The sequence below is a fragment of the Mycobacterium sp. PSTR-4-N genome, assembly GCF_022348085.1.
GTDB lineage: Bacteria > Actinomycetota > Actinomycetes > Mycobacteriales > Mycobacteriaceae > Mycobacterium.
Genome location: NZ_JAKRFN010000021.1, coordinates 52,152 through 74,568 on the forward strand (window position 1 = coordinate 52,152; position 22,417 = coordinate 74,568).

The window sequence follows — 22,417 nt, forward strand, 5'->3', positions numbered from 1 at the left end:
CTCACGAAGCTCTGCTCCGTCGCGACTCGTCGGTCAGTCGGACCAATCCTGACGGCACCTCGCCGTCCAAGGTCAATCGCACGAATCGACCCACCGCCGGATTGGAAGCCCGACCAGGAGCCCAATGCAGCATGAAGGGGACCACCTGCTGCGGTGTGATCGGTCGGATCGCGACCGTGCAATCCGCTACGGCCACCGACGCTGTCGTGAGGATCCAGTCGACGTCGGACTGGGCCGGCCATTTCCACGCAGACAGATCAGTATCGGCGAGTTCGACGATCGCCGGGCACAGCCCTGCGCCGCGGAGAAGTTGCTTCTGGGCCACAGTCCATGCGGGAAACAGTGTCTCGCTGTGCATCCCGAGTGTTTCATCGCGGAGATCAGCCAGTGTGACAGCATCGCGGCTTGCGAGTCGGTGATCGGGACGCAACCCGACCAACCACGGCTCGCCGCAGAACACAGTGCTCACCACGCCCATGGTCGCGAGCACGGGGCCGCACGTGATCGCGACATCAACAGTGTCGTCGGCGACTGCGCGCTCCAGGTCGTAGGGCCACATTCGCCGTACCTGTAGTTCGACATCGGGTGCCTCGGCGCGCAGAGCGGCGGCGAGGTGGGGAGTCAGCACGGGCGCAACGGGCGGGGCGACACCGAGGCGTACGACCCCGGCGTCACCGTCGGCCCACTGGTGCATCGCCGCGACGGCGGCTCCGGCCTGCTCGAGGATCAAGGTGGCGCGGTGGAGCATCTCGGCTCCGGCGTTGGTCAACGCCACCCGTCGCGACGTGCGCGTCAGCAGTGGGGTGCCCACTTCGCGTTCCAGTCGACGGACCAGGTCGCTGAGAGTGGGTTGGCTGATGTGCAAACTCTCTGCGGCACGGCCGAAGTGCAGTTCAGTGGCCACGGCAACGAACGCGTCCAGTTGGCGTAGCTCCACACGGGGTAACTTACTTGTCTGCATTCAGGCAAGCAAGACTTGTCCGTGATCGAAGCCAGCAACTATCCTCCCACCATGGCGCTTCCTCGTGGCGGACACGGACGTCGGCGATGTTCGCCGCAGAGTGAGCTCGGGTGGGGATGCCGTCGGCGAGCACCGGTACGCGTCCAGCGATGACTGAGGGTAAGCAGCGACGCACCCAGCGAGAGCGTGTCGACGAGTCCTCTCGACGCCTGGCCGCCGCGGCCATCGAGCTCATCGTCGAAAAGGGCTATGCGCACACGACGGCGAAGGACATCGGCCTGCGGGCCGGGTACAGCCGGGCGATGGTGGCCGAACGCTTCGGCAGCAAGGAAGCTCTGTTGGACACCGTGTTGAGCGAGTACGAGAGTCGCATCGACGCAGGCGTTCCCTCGGATGCAACCGGCTTAGACAGAGCCATCGCGCCGGTCGATGCGCTCTGTCAATTCGTGGCTGACGACCCCACATTCCTGCGGGCCATGTTCATCATCAACTTCGAAGCGGTACACGACGCCGGCACCCTGCGCGATCGGATCCGGCAGTGGCTCATCCGTGTACGCCAGGTGATCGCCGATGGTATTCGCGCCGGTATGGCCGATGGGTCGATCACCGCGGAGCTCGACGCCGACGACTTCAGCAGAGAGATCTTGACCACGGGCATCGGGTACTCCTACTGGTGGGTCGTGGTGCCCGATCAGATCGACTTCCCTTCGACTCTGTCCCGGTGGCGGGAACGCCTCGCGAAATCCCTTGTCTCACAAGGATAAAGCCGGGCCATCGACAGGGGAGTGATCACAACCATGGCTGGTTCTGATCACTGACGCATTCGGCACGCCTCTCGAATCCGACTGCGCTGCAACGCGATCAAGACCAATCCCACGATGAGCTGCGCCAGCCACACGCCGTGCGCGGCCAACGCCACGCCGCGGTAGGGCGACGGCCGCCCCACGCCGCCGACTCGGTACACCGTCAAGTCATCGGACCGAAACGCCACGGGCAGGTCGAGATTCGTCCCCGCGCCTTCGACCACCACCCAGTCCACCCCGGCGTCGGCCAGCCGGGCCCGATCCGCACCGGCGAGCAGCAGGGCCTGAACCTCCCGCGCCTGGACGCCCTCACCCGGCACCAGACGGCCGCCGATCGACAGGTCGCCGGTGGTCAGCACCTCGGCGCGCAGCCAGCGCGGCAGCGGATCCAGGACCGGCGCCGGCCCGGCCCAGGAAAAGCGCCGCATGCTGTCGACCGGGAGCACGGCCACCGGTGCCGGCTCGGCGTTGATGACGGCCGCCGCCTCCCGCCACGCCGGCGGGTACTGGACGGAATGCACGCGTCCGCCGACCCCCCACGCCAGGTCGGGCAGCGTCGCGATCACAGCGGCGCAGCACACCGCGGCAGTCGCGAGGGCAGGTACGCGCGGGCGCAGCGCGATCGTGGCGGCCGCACCGGCCAGCGCGTACGCCGGCATCGCCAGCGCCACCCACTTCTGACCGTCCCTGATCACTCCCAGCCCCGGCACCGCGTCCAGCAGCGCCGTGACGGCCGTCAGACCGGGTCCTGTCGCCATCAGCGCGGGCACCAGCACGGCGATCAGGGCGACCACCAGCAGCGGCCGGGCGACCCGGTACCGGAGGAGCACCGGCAGCCCTGTCGCCACGACCGCCAGCAGCACCACGGTCGCCACCACCGCGAACGGGGTGGTGCGCGTGGCAGGCACCGCGTCGGCGTTCCAGATTCCGGCCAGCCCGGCGAGGCTGCCCAGCGTGCCCAGCCCGGGCTCCGCGCGCGCAGCGAACGCCGCGACCGCGGGCCCCTGATCGACGCCGGGGGACCACCCGAGCGCCGACGCGACCAGCCAGGGCAACGCCGCGGTCGTCGACCCGGCCAGGCTCACGAGGGCACAGAACCACCGCGAACGGCCCGCGCCCGGGGCGGCGACGCACGCCAGCGCGATCGTCGCCGCCATCATCAACCCGGTCGGCGTCAGCCCGGCCAGCGCGAGCCAGAACAGCAGCGCCCCCACGCCGGTGGCCCCAGCGGCTCGCAGAGACAGCACGGCCGCCGCCACCCACGGCAGCGCGCCGTAACCGACCAGCAGGCTCCAGTGGCCCTGCAGAAGCCGTTCGGCGACATAGGGATTCCACACCGCGACGGTGACGGCCACGAACTGCCCGGGCAGGCCGGCTCCGGGCAGCACCGTCGTCGCCAGATGCGCGGCCCCCCAGCCCGCGAGCCAGAGCCCGAGGATCAGCAACCCCTTGACCAGCACGCCGCCATCGACCACGGCCGAGGCCAGCGCGACGGCGACGTCCTGGGGCAGAGCCCGCGGCGCGGCCTGTGTCAGCCCCAGCGCGGCATCGGTGAGGTAGGACCGCGGTGTCGACACCGCGTCGCGCAGCAGCAGATAACCCGGGGCGAACAGCGGTGCGGTCACCGCCAGCGTGAGCACCAGCGCATAGGCCGGGGCCGCCAGCGGACGGGCGCGGGGGATCAGACCGGTCGGTCCGGGGGTAGATCGGTGGGCCGCTGCGCCGGCAGTTTCTCTGTCTTCGCCTCCGCGCCGGGCACCGGTTCACCCTCGTCACCGCGGCCGCCGTAGAAGCGACTACTGGTGTCGTCGAGGCCTGGATCGATCAGGGTCGACTCCGCGCGCAGGCTGAACGAGCCGAGCAGCGCGCCGCCGAGCAGTGCCACGATGCCCAGCGCGGTGAACGTGATCGGCAGGATGCGGCCCCACAGCGAGACCCGGTCGCGCTCGTCGTACGCGGCGTTGACCTGGCTCTCCACCGACTCGTCGTTGGTGGTGACCGTGTAGTCGGCGAACGTCACCTCGGGTTTGAGGGCCTCACGCGCGTAGTAGTGGTAGCCCCGGTCGGTTTCCTTGACGATCGTGCCCGACACCGGGTCGACCCAGAAGGTGCGCTGGGCGGCGTAGTACCGGGTCATCGTGATCTGTTCCTCGGGATCGCCCTCGAGCCCCCACAGCGCGGCGCGTGCGGTGACCTGGCTGTCGGCGTCGTCGTCGTACAGCGAGGCGTACTTGACGGGCTCGACGAGCTTGCCCTCGTTGTCGAAGCCGACGTTCTGGGTGAACTTGTAGGCGGTCAGTCCGTTGACGTCTTCTTCACCCGCGTAGTTGGCGTCGTAGGCCTTCTGCGCGATCGGATCGAAGTAGGGGTAGGTCTTCTTCTCGGTGTCGAACGGGAAGCGGTAGGCCAGGCCCTCGTGCGGCAGCGCGATGTTGGTGGGCGGGTTCTGGTCCTCGATGGCACGCGGCTTCTGCACGGCGCCGCCGGGGTTGGACTCGCTGGAGACCGCCTCGGCGGTGGTGCGGTCCAGGGTCACGGTGTCCACCATCGCCAGCAGCAGGCCACGGTCGCCCTGCTGGTCCGAGCGCCGCAGCGAGTCGCCGACCTGCAGCGTCACCACATCGGCGTTGGCGGGGGATTCGACGCTGATCTGCTGCTGCATCACCACAGGGACGTCCTGGTCGACGACGAACCGCTGGGAGTTCAGCGAGGCGGGGTCGAAGACGTCACCGGTGCCTTCGCTGACCAGGGTGGTGTCGATGTCCAGGGGAATCTTGGAGATCTTGCCCTTGGTGTAGGTGGTCAGGAGCAGCGCTGCGATGAGCAGCGCTGCGCCGAGGCCCATGAGTCCGCACGCGGCATACCTCAGCGCAACTGCGCGGTTCAATACCGTGTCTCCCTTCGCGCGCGGCAAAACCCGTTTGACCCTAACAGCACAAATTAAGGCCCAACCGGCGACGAGGGATTACGGGGCGCACGCAGGCGGTGCTCGCCCCGGACGGGTGCGCGTGTCGACACCGCTGGTCCTGCCCCGTCATCACTGAGGAATCCGTCAGAAAACCTTGACTGACGGATCGGTCGTATGTGACGATTTCATCAACTAAGGAGGTCAGATGACGATCCCGAAGGTCGACGGGCACCGCGACGCGCACACCGATCTGCACAGCGAGCACGGTGCCCTGCGCGGCGAGCACCCGGGCAGGGCCAGGAACCCGATCATCCGGGTGGCCGACATCGCCTGGCTGGAGTTCGACAAACCCGATCTCGTCCGCGCCGAGGCATTCGCTCGCGCCTTCGGTTTCGGCATCTCGCTGCGCGATCCGCACGAGCTGCACCTGCGCGGGACCGCCGCCGGTGCGCCGTGCGTGATCCTGCGGCGTGGGCCACGGACCCGGTTCGCCGGCGTTGCACTGCGAGCCGCCGACGAGGTCGACGTGCTGCGACTCGCCGAGAAGACCGGCAACCGGGTGCACGCCCTGCCGGAGACGATCGGCGGCGTGGCGGTCGGGCTGACCGACCCCAGCGGCATGGCGGTCAAGGTCGTCGCCGGCATGCAGGAACTGCCCGCTCATCCCGATCAGACGCCCCAGGTGTCCAACATCGGGGCGCTGACCAGGATCAACGCGACGGTACGGCCCCCGCGTGTGCCCGCCCGCGTGCAGCGCCTCGGGCACGTGGTGTTGCAGTCCACCACCTACCTGAAGACGCTCAACTGGTACCTCGACACGTTCGGGATGATCGTCAGCGACTTCCTCTTCTTCCCCGGACAGCGCGAGCGCGGACCGGCGATGAGCTTCATCCGCTGTGACCTGGGCTCCGTGCCGGCCGACCATCACACGCTGGCGCTGGCGCTGGGACCGGCCAACCGCTACGTCCACTCGGCCTACCAGGTCAGCGATCTCGACGCGCTGGCCGCAGGCGGGGAATACCTGCGGGAGCGTGGCTACCACCGCTCGTGGGGGATCGGTCGCCACATCCAGGGCAGCCAGCTGTTCGACTACTGGCGAGACCCCGACGGGTTCCTGGTCGAGCACTTCGCCGACGGCGACATGTTCGACAACACCCTCGAACCCGGCTGGGCCCCGTTCACCGCCTCCGGGCTGGCCCAGTGGGGACCGCCGGCGACCAAGGACTTCCTCGACGCCGATCCGCGCGCCGCCCGCCACCAGCTCACGTCCATGGTCACCGCGCTGCGCGGCGACAACGAGTTCGACCTCAACCGCCTCATCGGCCTGCTGAAAGTAGCGATCTCATGACGACCTCCGTTCTTCGCACCGCCGACGGCTGGTGGGTGCAGACCCCTGCGGGCGCTGCCCGGATCACCACCACGGCCACGACCACCGCCGACCTGCTGGCCGAGCGGTCCGCCATCGAGGCGGCGGCCGGCAGCGGCGACACCGTGCCCGTCGCCGATCTGGCGCTGCTGTCCCCGGTGACCACGCCGTGCCGGGTGATCGCGCAGATGACGAACTTCGAATCCCACGTCGTCGACGCCGGGATGGACCCCAAGACCGTGCCGCTGACCTTCTTCCGCAAGTCGTCGGCCTCGATCACCGGCCCGTTCGGCGAGATCGTCCGCCCGGCGCACGTCACGCTGCTCGACTACGAGGTCGAGATCGGGCTGGTGATCGGGCGCGACGTGCCGGCCGGGTCGACGATCACCGAAACCGACCTGCCGGGGATCATCGCCGGATTGACCGTCACCAACGATGTGTCCGCCCGCGACATCCAGCTGCCGCAGACCCAGTTCTACGAGGCCAAGTCGTATCCCACGTTCACCCCGGTCGGGCCCGCGCTGGTGCTGCTCGACGCGGCCGAACTGGCCCGCTTCGGCGACCTGCGGCTGCGGCTGAGCGTCAGCGGCGACGAACGCCAGAACCGGATCGTCGAGGGCGACATGCTGTACCGCCCGCTGCAGGCGCTGCAGTCCCTCACCCGGTTCCAGGATCTCTCCGCCGGCGATCTGGTCCTCACCGGAACCCCGGCGGGTACGGCGCTGACGGCGCCGCCGAAGCCCATCGAGATGATCGGCAACCTGCTGCCGCCCGCGGTGAAATGGAAGGCCTTCTTCTCCCGGCAGGCCAAGAACCCGAAGTATCTGCAGCACGGCGATGTCGTCGAGGCGTCGGTCGGCACCGACGACGGGGCGATCGACCTCGGCACGCAGCGGCTGTCGGTGCGCTACGCACGATGACGGCCGAGCACGTTCCGGTGGCCGTGGTCGGCGGCGGGCCCACCGGGATCACCGCCGCCACGCTGCTTGCCCAGTACGGCGTCGACACCCTCGTGCTGGACCGGTGGCCGCAGGTCTACCCGCAGCCCCGCGCGGTGCACCTCGACGACGAGGTCTACCGAATTCTGGCCCGGCTGGGCATCGCCGCGGAGTTCGCCGCGATCTCCCATCCGGCGCAGGGGTTACGCCTGGTGGACCGGGACATGTCGGTGCTGGCCGAGTTCAGGCGCGATACGGCATTGACACGCAACGGTTTTCCCGCAGCCAGCATGTTCGACCAACCCCGCCTCGAAGAGTTGCTGCGGGCCAACCTGGCCCGCCATCCGCATGCGCGGTTCCGCGGCCACACCGAGGTGCTCGACGTCTCCGGGAACGGGCCGCTGCACCTGCGGGTGCGCGACAGGGTCAGCGGCGAGGAGTCGCTGATCACCGCGGACGTGGTGCTGGGCTGTGACGGCGCGAACAGCATGGTGCGCGGCACCGTCGACGCCGCGATGCGCTCGATGAAGTTCGACCAGCGCTGGCTGGTGATCGACATCGCGACCGAGGCCGACCTGCACCAGTGGGACGGCGTGCACCAGCTCTGCGACAGCCACCGCGCCGGCACCTACATGCGGATCGGACCCACCCGCTACCGCTGGGAGTTCCGTCTTCTCGATCACGAATCGGTCGACGACTACGCCACGCTGACCGCGCTGCAGCCCTTGATCCAACCGTGGACCCAAGAGGTCAGCGCCACCGACCTGCAGCTGATTCGCGTCGCGGAGTACACCTTTCGCGCCCAGCTCGCCGACACGTGGCGCCGCGGCAACGTCTTCCTGCTCGGCGATGCTGCCCATCTGACCCCGCCGTTCATCGGCCAGGGCATGGGCGCCGGTCTGCGCGACGCGATGAACCTGGCGTGGAAAATCGCCGGCGTGCTGCGCGGCGAGCTGGCACCCTCTGCCCTCGACAGCTACGAGGCCGAGCGCCGCCCGCATGCCCGCCACATGATCACGCTGGCGCTCAACATCGGCCGCGCCATGACCTCGGGCGGCCGCGTCGGTGCTGCCGGCCGGGCGCTCGTGCTGCCGCACCTGCACCGGATACCGGGCCTGCGATCGAAGGTCACCGATTCGCAGACCCCGGCGCTGCGCTCCTCGAGCCTGGTGAGGCGGACCTGGCGCACCCGCGGCATCGCTGGTCACCTGTGCCCGAACATGTTGTTCGACAACGGCATTCGTCTCGACGACGAACTCGGCCTGGGGTTCGGTGTGCTGACCACGGCGATGCTGACCCCCGCGCAGGCCGACACCGTCGCAGCACGTGGCGCGCGCCTCGTCCGCGCCACGCCGGGAACCGAACTCGCCCGCTGGCTCGAGGACCACCACGTCACCACGGCGGTGGTGCGTCCCGACCGCACCGTGCTGACCGCCGGACGCGACACCGCCGCCGTGTGCCGCGCACTTCCGCTGTTCCGGCTCGAGGCGTCCCCGTCCCATCGACCGGCTCGGTAGGGGGTCGGGCAGACTGGTCGCCGTGACGTCCACCCAGTCGGCGGAAGTCGGCGGCACGCACAGCTTCCTGCCCGCCGTCGAAGGTCTGCGCGCGTGTGCGGCCATCGGTGTCGTCGTCACCCATGTCGCGTTCCAGACCGGCCACACCACCGGAATCACCGGCCGGCTGCTGGGCCGCTTCGACCTGGCGGTCGCGGTGTTCTTCGCGCTGTCGGGCTTCCTGCTGTGGCGCGGCCACGCCGCTGCCGCCCGCGGGCTGCGCAAGCGCCCGGCCACCGCGCACTACCTGCGGTCCCGCTTCGTCCGGATCATGCCGGGCTACCTCGTCGCGGTCGTGGTGATCCTCACGTTGCTGCCGGACGCGAAGGCCGACGCCACGGTCTGGCTGTCCAACCTGACGTTGACACAGATCTACGTGCCGCTGACGCTGACCGCCGGGTTGACGCAGATGTGGAGCCTGTCGGTGGAGGTGGCGTTCTACCTCGCGTTGCCGTTCCTGGCGCTGCTGGTGCGCCGCGTCCCGGTCCGTGCCCGGATCCCGGTGATCCTGGCCGCCGCGGTCGCGAGCCTGTTCTGGGTGCGCATCCCGTTCGATCCCGACTCCGGGCACAATCTGTGGAACTGGCCGCCCGCGTTCTTCTCCTGGTTCGCCGCCGGCATGGTGCTCGCCGAACTCACCGTCTCACCGGTCGGGCCGGCGCACCGGGTCGCGCGGCACCGGGTTCTGACGGCCGGCATCGCGGTGGTCGCGTTCCTGGTGGCCGCCTCGCCGCTGGCCGGCAAGGAGGGCCTGCAGTTCGGCACCATCGGCCAGGTGACGATGAAGACCGCCATGGGGGCGATCGTGGCGGGTGCGCTGCTCGCGCCGCTGGTGCTCGACCGCCCCGACACCGGCCACCGGCTTCTCGGGCATCCGGTCATGGTCACCCTGGGCCGCTGGTCCTATGGCCTGTTCGTATGGCACCTGGCCGCGCTGGCGATGGTGTTCCCGATGCTCGGCGAGTTCGCGTTCAACGGCCACTTCGTGCCGGTGTTGCTGCTGACCGTGGGCTTCGGGTTCGCGATCGCCGCGGTCAGTTACGCGCTGGTCGAGTCGCCGTGCCGCAACGCACTACGGCGCTGGGAGCGGCGCAACGACCCCACCCCGCTGGACAGTGCGGTCGACGACGTCACCGAGCCCGCCGTCGCACGCTAGTCCGATTGCGCGGCCCGCGCGTTAATCCGATTGCGCGGCCCGCGCGTTAATCCGATTGCGCGGCCCGCGCGGTGATCTCGTCGCGCACCGCCGACCTGCGTGCCTTGCCCGCGTCGTCGCGCAGCGGCCGGTCGGTGAACTCGATCGTGCGCGGCCTCTTGTAGGGCGCGAGCCGCTCGGCGAGGAACGCCCGTACCTCGTCGGCGTCCAGCCCGGGCGCCTGCACGAGCACATACGGCACCTGCCCCAGATCCTCGTCCGGGACGCCGACGGCCAGGCTGGACAACACCCCCGGATGCTCCGCCAGCGCCGCCTCGATCTCCGCCGGATAGACGTTGCGCCCGCCGACGGTGAACATGTCCACGCGGCGGTCGGTCAGGTACAGGAACCCGTCGGCATCGAAGTAGCCCAGATCGCCCAGCGATTCCCAGCCGTCGCGGCTCTTCGCGGTGCTGCCCACGTAGCGGTAGGTGGGCCGCGATCCGGCGGCGCGACGCATGTAGATCTCGCCGGGCACCCCGGGCGGGCATGGCGTGCCCTCGTCGTCGAGCACCGTCATCTCCCCTGAGACCACGACCCCGACCGAGCCGGGGTGACTCAGCCACTGCTCGCCGGAGATGAACGTCAACGCCTGCAATTCGGTGCCTCCGTAGAGCTCCCAGAGAACCTCCGGCCCCAGCAGCTCGATCCACGCGCGCTTCACCGCCGGCGGGCACGGCGCCGCGAGATGCCAGAACCGGCGGATCGACGACAGGTCGTACGCGTCCGGGTTCGCCCGTAACACGGGCAGCAGGCGCTGCATGATGGTCGGCACCGTGGTCAGGAACGTCACCCGGTGTTCGGTGACCAGTCGCAGGAACTCGTGGGGCTCGAACCGCGGCATCACCACCAGGTGGTGGCCCTGCAGCAGACCCACCGCGAACGTCGTGAACCCGGTGTTGTGGCTCAGCGGCACCGAGATCAGCGACACGTCGCCGTCCTGGGCGCCCAGTGGGGCGCCGATCGCCGCGGGGATGCGGCTGTCGCTGCCCGCCTCGATGAGTTTGGGCCGCCCCGTGCTGCCGCCCGAGGCCATCGACTTCCACACCGGTGACACGGCCTCCGGTACCGGGCTATCCGAAAAGCCGTGCGCCACAGCGGTCGTCGTGTCAGGAGTGACACCGGCCGGGTCGACGCGGCCGACCAACACGGCCGGGCGCTGCAGCTCCAACAGCGCGGCCAGCTCGGCGTCGGGCAGCCGAGCGGACAGCGGCTGCGGTATCGCGCCGAGCTTCCAGCAGGCCAGCACCGCGTACACCCAGTCGAGCGAGTTCGGCAGCACGACCGTCACGTAGTCGCCGACCCCCACGCCGAGGGAGGCCAGGCCCCGGGCCAGCCGGTTGGTGAGCGCGTCGAGTTCGGCCCGGGTGACGGTGACGCCCGCGCAGGTGACCGCCGGCGCGTCCGGGTCTTGCGCGGCGAGCGCCGACACCTGGGTGCTGATCGGCGGGACTGGTGCGCTCATGTCAGCCATCCTGCGGGGTGTGCGCCTGCCCGCGGCGAGGAACGGCGGAGACGGCGACGGCCACCACGGAGATCAGTGCCAGGAACTGCACCCACGGGGAATGGCCGACATAGCCGTCGACCGACCGCCACGGGTGAGTGCTGAGCACCGCACCCGCCATGGTCAGCCCGCCGGCGGCCGCGGCGACGGTGACCGTGTCGCAGAGCGCCTCCCGGCGCCGGAGCAGGTAGTGCGCGGTGAACGCACCCGCTGACAACACCGTGCCGACCGGTCCCGCGATCACCGTCACCGCCAGCGTGGTGGCGACGCCGACGGTGACCCGGCCGGGTGACAACGGCTGCGCGGGTGCTCCGGGCGCACGACGTCGCCGCAGCGGCACGACGGCGAGGACGAACAGCAGCGGCAGCAGCGCCAGCCCACCGATCAGCCCGGCCCGGTACGGGGTGTTGGCGGTGAATTCCATGGTGACCGCACCGCCGGCGCCCGGCGGCAGCAGCCAGCCCTGCTGCCAGCCGTTGACGGTGATGGCGCGCAGTTCGGCGCCATCGGGGCCGCGGGCGGTCCACCCCGGGTTGATGCTTTCGGGCACCACCAGCACGCGCTCGGTGTCCGACGCCGCCACACCCACCTGCCTGCGATCGTTGGCCCAGTGTTCGCGGTCGACGGATTGCGGTGCAGCCGAGCGGATCTCACCGGCCTGGGGCGTGTTCACCACGACACCGTCGACGACGAGCGCCGGCCCGGGGCTGATCACCAGCTCCTGCTGCCCGCCGGGCAGCGCGATCGGCTCGACGCGACACGGCCGGGCCGGGATCGGGGTGCCGTCGAGCAACGCGCCGACGGTGGTGCGCACCGAGGTCTGGATGAACTGCCCGGCCACGGCGATGATCGGGCCCTGCCCGCACTCGAGGGTCACGGCGCGGTTCCGGTTGGCCGCCGCATCCGCCGCGCCGATCGGCCGTCCCCGCGGGTCCAGGGCCACCACCTCGGCCAGGCCCGGCGGCTTGAGCTGGTCGAAACCCAATGCGGTGCGGTCGATCACGTCGTGCCAGTCGAGCAGGGAGATCGTGATGGTGTCGGTCACGCGGGTCGCCAGGCGAAGCGTCTCGGTGCCGTCGGTGAGGCGACGCACCTCGGGGCCACCGCCCAGGTCGACGGCGATCAGCTTCGGATGTGCCGGCAGTGTCGACTCGCTCGGCGTCACTCTCAAGGCCGAAACAGGCTGCTTCGACGGTAGTTTCAGAGCCAGTGTGGCGGGGGAGTGGGATTGGGTCACCCGCTGCGGCGCGGTCCACGCGGTGCCGGGATCACCGTCGGTGGCCGCGTACGCCGACCCTTGGACGTCGATCAGGTCGGCGTCACCGCCGGCGCGAGTGGTGTCCGGCTGGGCGATCAGGTCGGCGAGCTTCGGACCCTGGCGGGCACGCACCCAGACCGTCGGGCTGACCTGCGTGGGGCCGGGCACCGTGAGCGTGCGGCTCAGGTTGACGGGCTCCTCGGAGGCCAGTGCCATCGCGGCCGCGCACCGCAGACCGGTGGCGCTCGACGCACACCCCAGCCGTCCCAGCAGTTCGGTGCCCAGATCCCATTGCGCCACAGCCGAACCGGGCGGTGGACCGGGCACGTCGACGGTGTGGCGCAGGTTCACCGGATGGGCGAAACCGTTCGCGTCGTACTGGGTGACCGACAGGTCGGTGACACCGAACTGCACGCCGGGGGAGCCGTCGTCGGTGGCGACCGCGGTGAGACGCACCCACGGCGATTCGCCGTAGGGCAACGCGACGGTCAGGGGCTTACCCGGCTCGTCGAACCGCACCGTGCTGGTGCCGGTGACCGTCGAGACTTCGATGCGGCGAACCTGCGCTCCGAGTGCGGTGGCGCTCGGGGTGAACGTCAACGTCGCGTTGGTGATCGGGTGGTCGAAATCGATCTGCAGCCATTGGCCGATCGCACTCTGCAGGGAGTTGGACACCCAGCTGGTCGACGAGTCGCCGTCGATCGCGGCGGGTGGCCCCGACGCCGGTGAGACATTCGGCAGCGCAGTGGAATCCGAGGCTGCGCTCGACACCGTGATCCGGCCGCCGCCCCACGCGCCGTGGACGGGGGTGGCACCTCGCGACGGGTAATCGGGCACGCGGTTGAACGTGTTGCGCACATCGCCGGGGGCGCGCACCGCCGAGCTGTGATCGTCGACCCTGCCGTAGTCGGTCTCCCGCGCCATCGGGGTGTCGGTGACCGTCACCAGCGGGGCGGGCAACCCGGCGCGCAGCGCGTCTTGGGTGAGCAGGGCCGGGCCGAGCGGCGGCCGGCCGGTCAGGCGTCGGCGTTCGTCGAGGCGCAGCAGCGATTCCGGGGCGCCGTCGACGCGGGGCAAGGCGTCGGCGTCGACGACGTAGGGCGCCATCGCGTCGGGTGGCCCGGCGACGCGGTAGATCTCGACGGCCGGGTAGCGGGGCCGCAGCCCGCTGTCGGTGATGAAACCTTCCAGCGTGCCCGGGCCAACCGGATCACCGAACTCGGCGACCTTCGTCAGCCCGGGCGAGCCGTCGACGGCCCGGTGCACCAGGATCGGGCGTGCCGACCGACTGTCCTGGTCCAGGTCATTGCGCACCACCACGTAGGAAACGCCCTGCCGGGCAAGCGTGTCGGCGAGCCCGGCCGAGGGCCGGCCGGCGGCGAAGAGCCGCTGCACAGAATCGAGTGCCCGAATCGTCTCGGGCGGCGTCAGCGGAATCGAGTCGCGCACCCCCCATGCGCTGTCGCCGAGCACCTGCAGCGGCTCGTCGTGGCTGTTACCCCACACCTGCGTGGCGAACGGGGCGCCCGGTGCGACGAGAACCCGGCCCCCGGCGTCGTGGTCGTCCAGCCACGCCGCCGCGTCGTGCCAGTACTGCGGGATCGCGTCGAACGTGCCCGACGGCGCCAACCGCCCTGTCCACGCCAGCGACGTCGCCGCGACCAGCGCCGCCAGCACCACCACGCCGACGGCGACCCGCTTGTCGTCCTCGGGGTGGGCGAACGCGCGTCGCCACACCGGCCGCGGCACGCTGCCCGGCAGCGGGAGACGGCCCAGCAGGTGCGCGATGCCCAGCGCCAGCGGCACCCGCAGCAGCGGCTCGAGCTTGTGCAGGTTGCGCAGCGGGGTGCCGTCGCCGTCGAGGAACGCCTGCACCTGCGCCGCGATCGGCGACCCGAGCCCGCCCGAGTAGCCGGCCGCCAGCAGCACCACGCCCACCAGCAGCATCGTCACCAGCCGGCCCCTGGCCGGCATGCTCCGCAGCGCCAGACCCGCGAGTCCGCCCGCCGCGACCAGCGTCGTCGCCAGCACGGCGGCCGAACCCGTCACCAGCGTCGACCCCGCGGTCGCGGTCGGTGCCACATACGGGGTCCACGCGCCGGTGCCGCGCAGCATCTCGGTCAGCGACATCCACTGCGTCGTGACCCCAGAGGACTCGATGAAGTCGAGAAACGGCGGGCTGATGCGGCCCAGCTGCAGCAGCGCGACGACCCACCAGGCCACCGCCAGCGCCACGCACGGCAGCCACCACGCCACGAAGCGCCGCCACGTCGGCCCCGGGCGATGGCACGCCAGCCACACCACGGCGCACAGACAGGCCGTCAGCGTCGCGACCGCGTTGACCGCGCCCATCAGCGCCACCGCCACCGCAGACCGGGCCGCCAGCAGCCGCACCCGCGGATCCCCGCGGAGAGCGACAATGACCGGCAGCAACACCCAGGGCGCCAGCATCATCGGCAGCGTCTCCGAGGAGATTGCCCCGATCGTCGTGAGCACCCGCGGCGACAACGTGAAGGCCAGCGCGCCGATCACCCGCGAGGTGGTGGTGCCGATCTGCAGGGCCTCGGCGACGCGCAGAAGGCCCCAGAAGCCGGCCACCAGCAGCAGTGCCCACCACAGCCGCTGGGTGATCCACCCGGGGACGCCGAGCAGATCGCCGGCGAGGAAGAACGTGCCGTGCGGAAACAGGTAGCCGTAGGCCTGGTTCTGGGCCTGACCGAAGGGCAGCTCGCTGTTCCACAGCGTGAACGCCCGCGTCAGGAAGCGCAGTGGATTGGCGGTGAGATCGAGCTTGGTGTCCGGAGAGATCTGGCCCGGGGACTGGGCGAACGTCAGGACCAGCGCCGCCGCGGCGGCCACCCACAACCAGCGCCGCGACAGCGGCTGGGTTGTCTGCTCAGCTACGGTCGCCGTACTCGACCCTGTTGAGCACCGAGGACGCAGGATCGCCCGCCTGCAGAGGGGGCCTGGTGTCCTGCTGGACCATCAACGTGACCCCGAACACGGCCGCCGCGCCCAACAGCAGGCCGACGACGACGCTGGCCGCCGCGGGGACGAGGAACCGATCCATGGGCCACAAACTAGCACGGCGATCTCCACAGCTCCGGGGGCACGATCGGCACCGGCCGGTGCCCGGGGCGCCGCACTCGGTCGCCCTCCTCGCGCGTGTCGCGCTCAGAATATGGCTGGGCGATGTCTTGCGGTTAGGGTCGAGTGTCATGGCTGTCTCGAGAAGCGCGTTCAGGGCCGTGACCGGAATGCTCGCGACATCGGTGCTGTTGGCCGGGTGCGCCTCCTCGGACGCCAACCCGCCCGACGCCGATCCGCCGGCCTCGACCGTCGCCCAGGCCGCCGGCCCGCTGCCCGGGTCACCGCCGCAGGCCCCTCCGGCCCCCGTCTGTGGCGATCCCGCTGCCGAGGTGGCCGCCATGTCGACCCGCGACAAGCTGGCCCAGCTGTTGATGGTCGGGGTGACGGGCGCGGCCGACGCCCGCGCCGTCATCGACAGTCAGCACGTGGGCGGCATCATGATCGGCAGCTGGACCGACCTGTCGATGTTGAACGGCCCGCTCGCCGACATCGCCGCGAACGCCGGCCCGCTGCCGCTGGCGGTCAGCGTGGACGAGGAGGGTGGCCGGGTGTCCCGGCTGGCCTCGGTGATCGGACGCCAGCCCTCGCCCCGGGAGTTGGCCGCGACCGACACGCCCGAGCAGGTGTACCAGATCGCCCTGGACCGCGGCCGCAAGATGCGCGGGCTGGGCTTCACCATCGACTTCGCACCCGTCGTCGACGTCACCGACGCCCCCGACGACACCGTGATCGGCGACCGCTCCTTCGGCGCCGACCCTGCCACCGTCACCGACTACGCCGGGGCGTACGCGCGCGGACTGCGAGACGCAGGTCTGCTGCCGGTGCTCAAGCACTTCCCCGGCCACGGGCACGGCTCGGGTGACTCGCACGCCGGCAGCGTGGTCACGCCACCGCTGGCCGATCTGCAGACCAACGACCTGGTTCCCTACCGGACGCTGACCACCCAGGGCCCCGTCGGTGTGATGGTCGGCCACATGGAGGTGCCGGGCCTGACGGGCAGCGAGCCCGCCAGCCTCAGCCCCGCCGCCTACGCGCTGCTGCGCTCCGGTGACTACGGCGGTCCGCCGTTCGGCGGCGTCGTGTTCACCGACGACCTGTCCAGCATGAAGGCCATCTCGGACCGGTTCGGCGTCGCCGACGCGGTGCTGCGCTCCCTGCAGGCCGGCGCCGACGTTGCGTTGTGGATCACCACGACCGAGGTGCCCGCCGTGCTGGACCGGCTGGAGAAAGCCGTCGCGGCGGGCGAGCTGTCCTCCTCGGCGGTCGATGCGTCGGTGACCAAACTGGCCGCCATGAAGGGGCCGTCACCGCGCTGCGGCGGCTGATTCTTCAGCCAATGCTTACCCTGTGTTGGTACGCATGTTGATGTGAGGGAGGCGCGCCATGGCAGGTGGTACCAAGCGCTTGCCCCGCGCCGTCCGTGAACAGCAGATGCTCGACGCGGCCGTGCAGATCTTCTCGGTCAACGGCTATCACGAGACGTCGATGGATGCGATCGCCGCTGAGGCGCAGATCAGCAAGCCGATGCTGTACCTGTACTACGGCTCCAAAGAAGAGCTGTTCGGCGCATGCCTCGATCGCGAGCTGCGCCGTTTCGTCGACGAGGTGCGCGACAAGATCAACTTCGACGACGCTCCGAAGGAACTGCTGCGCAGTGCCGTGCTGGCCTTCCTCAAGTACATCGACGAGAACCGCTCGTCCTGGATGGTGCTCTACACCCAGGCGACCAGTTCGCAGCGCTTCGCGCACACCGTGCGCGAAGGGCGCGAGCGGATCATCGAACTCGTCGGACGGCTCCTGCGCTCCGGCACCCGATTCCCCGGCCCCGAAACCGATTTCGACATGATGGCCGTGGCGCTGGTGGGAGCCGGTGAGGCCGTGGCCTCACGGGTGAGCACCGGCGACGCCGACGTCGACGAGGCCGCGGCGCTGATGATCGACCTGTTCTGGCTGGGCCTGAAAGGGGCACCCGCGCAATCGGAGTCACCGTCCGACGCGGATGCCGTGTCCCAGGTCTGAGTCCGTCAGGCCGGCGTGACCGTGCCGGTCAGATGCGGATGCCCTTTCGACAGGTGCCGCAACGTCAACTCCCAGCCCTCGCCGCGCCGGTCCACGTAGAGCCCCGCCTTGGCGGGCAGCACGACGGGCTTGGCGAACTTGACCGAGTAGGTGACGGCGTCGGGGAGCTGGCCTTCGATGTTCGCCAGAACCGCTGCAGCGCTCCACATTCCGTGTGCGATGACGGTCGGGAAACCGAACAGTTTCGCTGCGATCGCGTTGGTGTGGATCGGATTGTGATCACCGCCCACCGAGGCGTAATGCCGGATCTGGCCCGGCGTCACCGACAGCACCGCGTTCGGCGGGCCCAGCTTGGGCTGCTTGGCCGGCGGCGGCTTCGGCTCGTCGGACAGGCTGGTGCGCTGCTGGTGCAGGAACGTGGTGACCTGATGCCAGGCCGTCTCGTTGCCGACCGTGACGTCGGTGATCACATCGACGAGCAGTCCGCGCCGATGCTCGCGCATGTTCTCGGCGTGCACAGCAGCCGACACGGTGTCCGTCACCGCGATGGGGCGGTGCTGGGTGATGTGGTTCTCCACGTGCACCGAACCCATGGCGGCGAACGGGAAGTCGAATCCCGTGATCAGAGCCATGACGGTGGGGAACGTCAGCGCGAACGGATAGGTCAGCGGCACGGTGTTGTCGAACCGCAGACCGGTCACGTTCGCGTAGGCCGCCACATGCGCCGGATCGATGGTGAGATCGTCGACCGTCAGCCGCCGCTCGGGCAATGTGTCCCCGCGCGGAATGAACGGCAGTGCGCCCGCCGCGGCCAGGACCAGGTTGCGCAGCCCCGACGGCTGCTCGCCCTCGCTCATGTCATGCCCCCAGCAGTGCTTGGCCGCACACGCGGATCGTGTTGCCTGTCACGGCGTTCGACGCCGGGCTCGCGAAGTAGGCGATGGCTTCGGCCACGTCGACGGGCTGACCACCCTGGAACAGGGAGTTGAGCCGGCGGCCCACCTCGCGGGTGGCCAGCGGGATCGCGTCGGTCATCTTGGTCTCGATGAAGCCGGGTGCGACGGCGTTGATCGTGATGTTCTTCTCGCCGAACTGCGGGGCCAGCGCATCGGTGAGCCCGATCATGCCGGCCTTGGTGGCGGCGTAGTTGGTCTGGCCGCGGTTGCCCGCGATGCCGGCCATCGAGGACAGCCCGACGATGCGGCCGCCCTCACCGATCGTGCCGTTGCCCACCAGGCCCTCGGCCAGGCGAAGCGGCGCAAGGAGATTCACTGCGATCACGGAATCCCAGCGGCCCTCGTCCATGTTGGCCAGCAGCTTGTCCCGGGTGATGCCGGCGTTGTTGACCAGGATGTCGAGCGTGCCGCCGTGGTGTTCCTTGACGTGCTCGGTGATGCGGTCCACGGCGTCGGCGGCGGTGACGTCGAGCGTCAGCGCGGTACCGCCGATCTTGGTGGCGACCTCCGCGAGCGGCTCGGCGGCACCCTCGATGTCCACGGCGATGACCTTCGCCCCGTCCCGCGCGAACACCTCGGCGATCGTCGCGCCGATCCCGCGCGCGGCGCCGGTGACCACCGCGACCTTCCCGTCGAGCGGCCGGTCCCAATCCGCGGGCGGGGTCGCGTCGGCCGCGCCGACGCGGAACACCTGAGCGTCGACGTAGGCCGACTTCCCCGACAGCAGGAAGCGCAGCGTCGACTCGAGGCCGGTGGCTGCGGGCTTCGCATCGGGGTGGAGGTAGACCAGGCCGACGGTGGCGCCGTTGCGCAGCTCCTTGCCGAGTGAGCGGGTGAAGCCCTCCAGCGCGCGCTGGCAGGTGCGCTCGTGGACGTCGTCGATCTCGTCGGGGGTGGTACCGATGACCACCACGCGGCCCGAGTGACCGAGGTTGCGCAGCAACGGGGTGAAGAACTCGTAGAGCGCCTTGAGGCCCTCCGGCTGGGTGATGCCGGTGGCGTCGAACACCAGCCCGCCGAACTTGTCGGCCCAGCGTCCGCCGAGGTTGTTCACCACCAGGTCGTAGTCCTCGGCCAGCGCGGCCCGCAGCGGCTCGACCACCCGGCCCTCGCCGCCGATCAGCAGCGAGCCGGACAGCGGGGGCTCACCGGCCTTGTAGCGGCGCAGCGGTTCGGGCTGCGGCACGCCCAACTGCTTGGCCAGGAAGGATCCCGGTCCGGAGTTGACGACTTGGGAGAGGAGATCGGAAGCCACGGCGCTACCTTTCGAGAATCCGGGTACATGTCTGTCGACGGGGTGGGGTTACCCAGCACTGTCGTATCCATCACGAACTTACTCCAGAGTAAGAACGGTGGGTAGTATGACCCTCGACACCTACAACCCTCGCGACGCCGGGAGGCAGACGTGGCCGACAGCAAGACAACCCGACGGGTAGCCGTCCTCGGAGGAAACCGGATTCCGTTCGCGCGCTCAGACGGCGCCTACGCGAACGCGTCCAACCAGGACATGTTCACCGCCGTCCTCGACGGGCTGGCCGAGCGGTTCGACCTCAAAGGCCAGGCGCTGGACGCGGTGATCGGCGGCGCGGTGCTCAAGCACAGCCGCGACTTCAATCTGATGCGCGAGTGCGTGCTGGGCAGCTCGCTGTCGTCCTACACGCCGGCGTTCGACCTGCAGCAGGCCTGCGGCACCGGTCTGCAGGCCACCATCGCGGCCGCCGACGGCATCGCCGCGGGCCGCTACGAGGTGGCCGCCGCGGGTGGGGTGGACACCGCCTCGGACGCGCCGATCGCCCTCGGCGACGACCTGCGCTCGGTGTTGCTGAGCCTGCGCCGGGCCAAGTCGAACGTCGACCGCCTCAAGCTGGTCGGCAAGCTGCCCGCCGCGCTGGGCGTCGAGATCCCCGTCAACAGCGAGCCGCGCACCGGCATGTCGATGGGCGAGCACGCCGCGGTGACGGCCAAAGAGATGGGCATCAAGCGCGTCGACCAGGACGAACTGGCCGCCGCGAGCCACCGCAACATGGCCGCCGCCTACGACCGCGGCTTCTTCGACGATCTGGTCAGCCCGTTCCTCGGGCTCTACCGCGACAACAACCTGCGGCCCGACTCGTCGCCCGAGAAGCTGGCCAAGCTCAAGCCCGTCTTCGGTGTCCGCAACGGCGACGCCACGATGACCGCGGGCAACTCGACCCCGTTGACCGATGGTGCGTCGGCGGCGCTGCTGGCGTCCGAGGAGTGGGCGGCGCAGCGGTCCATCCCGGTGCTCGCCTACTTCGTGGACGGGCAGACGGCTGCGGTCGACTACGTCAACGGCCGCGACGGGCTGCTGATGGCGCCGACGTACGCGGTGCCGCGGATGCTCGCCCGCAACGGCCTGACCCTGCAGGACTTCGACTTCTACGAGATCCACGAGGCGTTCGCGTCGGTGGTGTTGGCCACGCTGGCCGCCTGGGAGTCCGAGGAGTACTGCAAGGAGCGCCTCGGGCTGGACGCAGCACTCGGCTCCATCGACCGCTCCAAGCTCAACGTCAACGGCTCGTCGCTGGCGGCGGGGCACCCGTTCGCAGCGACCGGTGGGCGCATCGTGGCGCAGCTGGCCAAGCAGCTCGCGGAGAAGAAAGCTGAGACAGGCCAACCGGTGCGCGGCCTCATCTCGGTGTGCGCGGCCGGCGGCCAGGGCGTGACGGCGATCCTCGAGGCGTAACCCCACTACGCCCAAACCGACGTTCGGGCGAGAAAGAGCGAGACGAGGTCACCTTTTCGTCGATCTCGGCGCTAACGAGATCGGAGCCACTCGGCGATCGCCGCGACGGCATCGCGGAAGAAGATCCGGTAGGACCGGTCGGCCACGTACCCGATGTGGGGCGTGGCCGTCACGGTCGCCATCGTGCGCAACGGGTGAGCGGCGGGCAGCGGCTCGGTGTCGAAGACGTCGAGACCGGCGCCGGCGATGCTGCCTGAGTTCAGGGCGTCGATGAGCGCGGCCTCGTCGACGATCGGTCCGCGTGACGTGTTGATCAGCACTGCGGTCGGCTTCATCGCGGCCAGTTCCGCGGCGCCGATCAGCCCCCGAGAACGGTCGCTGAGCCGCAGATGCACGGTCAGCACGTCGGCGGTGGCGAAGAACTCGTCGCGCGGCAGGTAGCGCGCACCCGCCTCGGCCGCGGCGTCGGCGGTGAGGTTCTCACTCCAGGCCACCACGTCCATGCCGAACGCGGTCCCGATGCGCGCGACCCGCGACCCGATGCGCCCGAGGCCGAGCACGCCCAACACCCGGCGATCGAGCTCGGTTCCGACCGTCGTCTGCCATCCCCCGTCGGCAATCGATCGGCTCTCGGCGACCAGGTGCCGCGACGCCGCGAGGATCAGTGCCCAGGTGAGCTCCACCGTCGACGCCACGCTGCCGCCGGTTCCGCTGACGTGAATGCCCAGTTCCTGGGCTGCTGCCATGTCGATCGACGCGTTGACCGGTCCGGTCGACGCGATCATCTTCAGCCGGGGCAACCGCTCGAGGACCGTGCGCGGCAGCGGCGTGCGTTCGCGCATCACGAAGACGACGTCGAACGGCGCGAGCCGCGCCACCAACTCGTCCTCGTCGGACACGTGGTCGGAGAAGGTGGTCACGTCCGCGCGTGCGGTGACCGGTGACCAGTCTGCCGAGGTCAGCGCGACGCCCTGGTAGTCGTCGAGGACAGCGATGCGGGGCCGCGGGCTGCTCTCGGGGGTGCTCATCCTCCCGACGATATGCCCCACGAAAAATTTTTCGCAGACCGTGTAACGCCCCGGTGCGGGTCGTCGATACACCTGATAGCTCCGTGTTGCCGTCTGACCCCCCGACCCGACGGCAACACGGGGCTCTT

General features: G+C 70.1%; 17 protein-coding genes. 8 read left to right on the forward strand and 9 right to left on the reverse strand.

The window, feature by feature from the left end; translation table 11 throughout:
* Window position 1: 1 nt before the first annotated feature.
* Window positions 2-937 (reverse strand): LysR family transcriptional regulator, encoded by a 936-nt coding sequence (locus MHN84_RS23175; protein ID WP_241206864.1) that lies wholly within the window; start codon window positions 935-937, stop codon window positions 2-4.
* Between the two features lie 173 nt (window positions 938-1,110).
* Between MHN84_RS23175 and MHN84_RS23180 the strand changes: the two genes are divergently transcribed.
* A complete protein-coding gene (locus MHN84_RS23180; RefSeq protein ID WP_241206865.1) occupies window positions 1,111-1,725 on the forward strand; it encodes a TetR/AcrR family transcriptional regulator in 615 nt (204 codons plus the stop codon).
* Between the two features lie 47 nt (window positions 1,726-1,772).
* On the opposite strand, the gene MHN84_RS23185 is transcribed toward MHN84_RS23180, so the two are convergent.
* Together MHN84_RS23185 and MHN84_RS23190 are read right to left on the reverse strand one after the other, a co-directional pair.
* A complete protein-coding gene (locus MHN84_RS23185; RefSeq protein WP_241206866.1) occupies window positions 1,773-3,404 on the reverse strand; it encodes a hypothetical protein in 1,632 nt (543 codons plus the stop codon).
* Between the two features lie 41 nt (window positions 3,405-3,445).
* Window positions 3,446-4,651 carry a DUF3068 domain-containing protein gene (locus tag MHN84_RS23190; protein WP_241206867.1) on the reverse strand — a complete coding sequence of 402 codons (1,206 nt, stop codon included), beginning with the start codon at window positions 4,649-4,651 and terminating at the stop codon, window positions 3,446-3,448.
* Window positions 4,652-4,877: 226 nt separating this feature from the next.
* Between MHN84_RS23190 and MHN84_RS23195 the strand changes: the two genes are divergently transcribed.
* Genes MHN84_RS23195 through MHN84_RS23210 form a run of 4 tightly spaced genes read left to right on the forward strand, consistent with a single transcriptional unit; the run spans window position 4,878 to window position 9,688 of the window.
* Entirely contained in the window at window positions 4,878-6,020 is a 1,143-nt protein-coding gene (locus MHN84_RS23195; protein ID WP_241206868.1) for a VOC family protein, read from the forward strand.
* Entirely contained in the window at window positions 6,017-6,958 is a 942-nt protein-coding gene (locus MHN84_RS23200; protein WP_241206869.1) for a fumarylacetoacetate hydrolase family protein, read from the forward strand. Before MHN84_RS23195 ends, MHN84_RS23200 begins: the two co-directional genes overlap by 4 nt.
* Window positions 6,955-8,493 carry a bifunctional 3-(3-hydroxy-phenyl)propionate/3-hydroxycinnamic acid hydroxylase gene (locus MHN84_RS23205; RefSeq protein ID WP_241206870.1) on the forward strand — a complete coding sequence of 513 codons (1,539 nt, stop codon included), beginning with the start codon at window positions 6,955-6,957 and terminating at the stop codon, window positions 8,491-8,493. The genes MHN84_RS23200 and MHN84_RS23205 overlap by 4 nt, the downstream gene beginning before the upstream one ends.
* Before the next feature lie 22 nt (window positions 8,494-8,515).
* Window positions 8,516-9,688 (forward strand): acyltransferase, encoded by a 1,173-nt coding sequence (locus tag MHN84_RS23210; protein ID WP_241206871.1) that lies wholly within the window; start codon window positions 8,516-8,518, stop codon window positions 9,686-9,688.
* 46 nt (window positions 9,689-9,734) lie between these two features.
* Here MHN84_RS23210 and MHN84_RS23215 read toward each other — a convergent pair whose 3' ends face one another.
* From MHN84_RS23215 to MHN84_RS23225, 3 genes are read right to left on the reverse strand one after another with little or no spacing between them, the layout of a single operon-like run.
* Window positions 9,735-11,192: an AMP-binding protein gene (locus tag MHN84_RS23215; protein ID WP_241206872.1), complete on the reverse strand. Its 1,458-nt coding sequence runs from the start codon at window positions 11,190-11,192 to the stop codon at window positions 9,735-9,737.
* Window position 11,193: 1 nt separating this feature from the next.
* Complete coding sequence (locus MHN84_RS23220; protein WP_241206873.1) at window positions 11,194-15,348, reverse strand: alpha-(1->3)-arabinofuranosyltransferase; 4,155 nt, start codon at window positions 15,346-15,348, stop codon at window positions 11,194-11,196.
* A 37-nt stretch (window positions 15,349-15,385) separates the two neighbouring features.
* Window positions 15,386-15,559, reverse strand: a complete 174-nt coding sequence (locus tag MHN84_RS23225) for a DUF2613 domain-containing protein (protein ID WP_143816679.1) — start codon at window positions 15,557-15,559, stop codon at window positions 15,386-15,388.
* 148 nt (window positions 15,560-15,707) lie between these two features.
* Here MHN84_RS23225 and MHN84_RS23230 point away from each other — a divergent pair, with 148 nt between their 5' ends.
* The gene (locus MHN84_RS23230) at window positions 15,708-16,904 is read left to right on the forward strand and encodes a glycoside hydrolase family 3 N-terminal domain-containing protein (protein WP_241206874.1); all 1,197 of its coding nucleotides are present in this window, start codon (window positions 15,708-15,710) and stop codon (window positions 16,902-16,904) included.
* Window positions 16,905-16,962: 58 nt separating this feature from the next.
* The gene (locus tag MHN84_RS23235; RefSeq protein WP_241206875.1) at window positions 16,963-17,598 is read left to right on the forward strand and encodes a TetR/AcrR family transcriptional regulator; all 636 of its coding nucleotides are present in this window, start codon (window positions 16,963-16,965) and stop codon (window positions 17,596-17,598) included.
* 5 nt (window positions 17,599-17,603) lie between these two features.
* Here the strand turns inward: MHN84_RS23235 and MHN84_RS23240 are convergent, their stop codons facing one another.
* Both MHN84_RS23240 and MHN84_RS23245 read right to left on the reverse strand, forming a co-directional pair.
* The gene (locus MHN84_RS23240) at window positions 17,604-18,455 is read right to left on the reverse strand and encodes a MaoC/PaaZ C-terminal domain-containing protein (RefSeq protein ID WP_241206876.1); all 852 of its coding nucleotides are present in this window, start codon (window positions 18,453-18,455) and stop codon (window positions 17,604-17,606) included.
* 1 nt (window position 18,456) lies between these two features.
* Entirely contained in the window at window positions 18,457-19,809 is a 1,353-nt protein-coding gene (locus MHN84_RS23245) for a 3-oxoacyl-ACP reductase (RefSeq protein ID WP_241206877.1), read from the reverse strand.
* 150 nt (window positions 19,810-19,959) lie between these two features.
* Here MHN84_RS23245 and MHN84_RS23250 point away from each other — a divergent pair, with 150 nt between their 5' ends.
* A complete protein-coding gene (locus MHN84_RS23250) occupies window positions 19,960-21,261 on the forward strand; it encodes an acetyl-CoA C-acetyltransferase (protein ID WP_241206878.1) in 1,302 nt (433 codons plus the stop codon).
* 71 nt (window positions 21,262-21,332) lie between these two features.
* On the opposite strand, the gene MHN84_RS23255 is transcribed toward MHN84_RS23250, so the two are convergent.
* Window positions 21,333-22,289: a D-2-hydroxyacid dehydrogenase family protein gene (locus MHN84_RS23255; RefSeq protein WP_241206879.1), complete on the reverse strand. Its 957-nt coding sequence runs from the start codon at window positions 22,287-22,289 to the stop codon at window positions 21,333-21,335.
* Window positions 22,290-22,417: the final 128 nt, after the last annotated feature.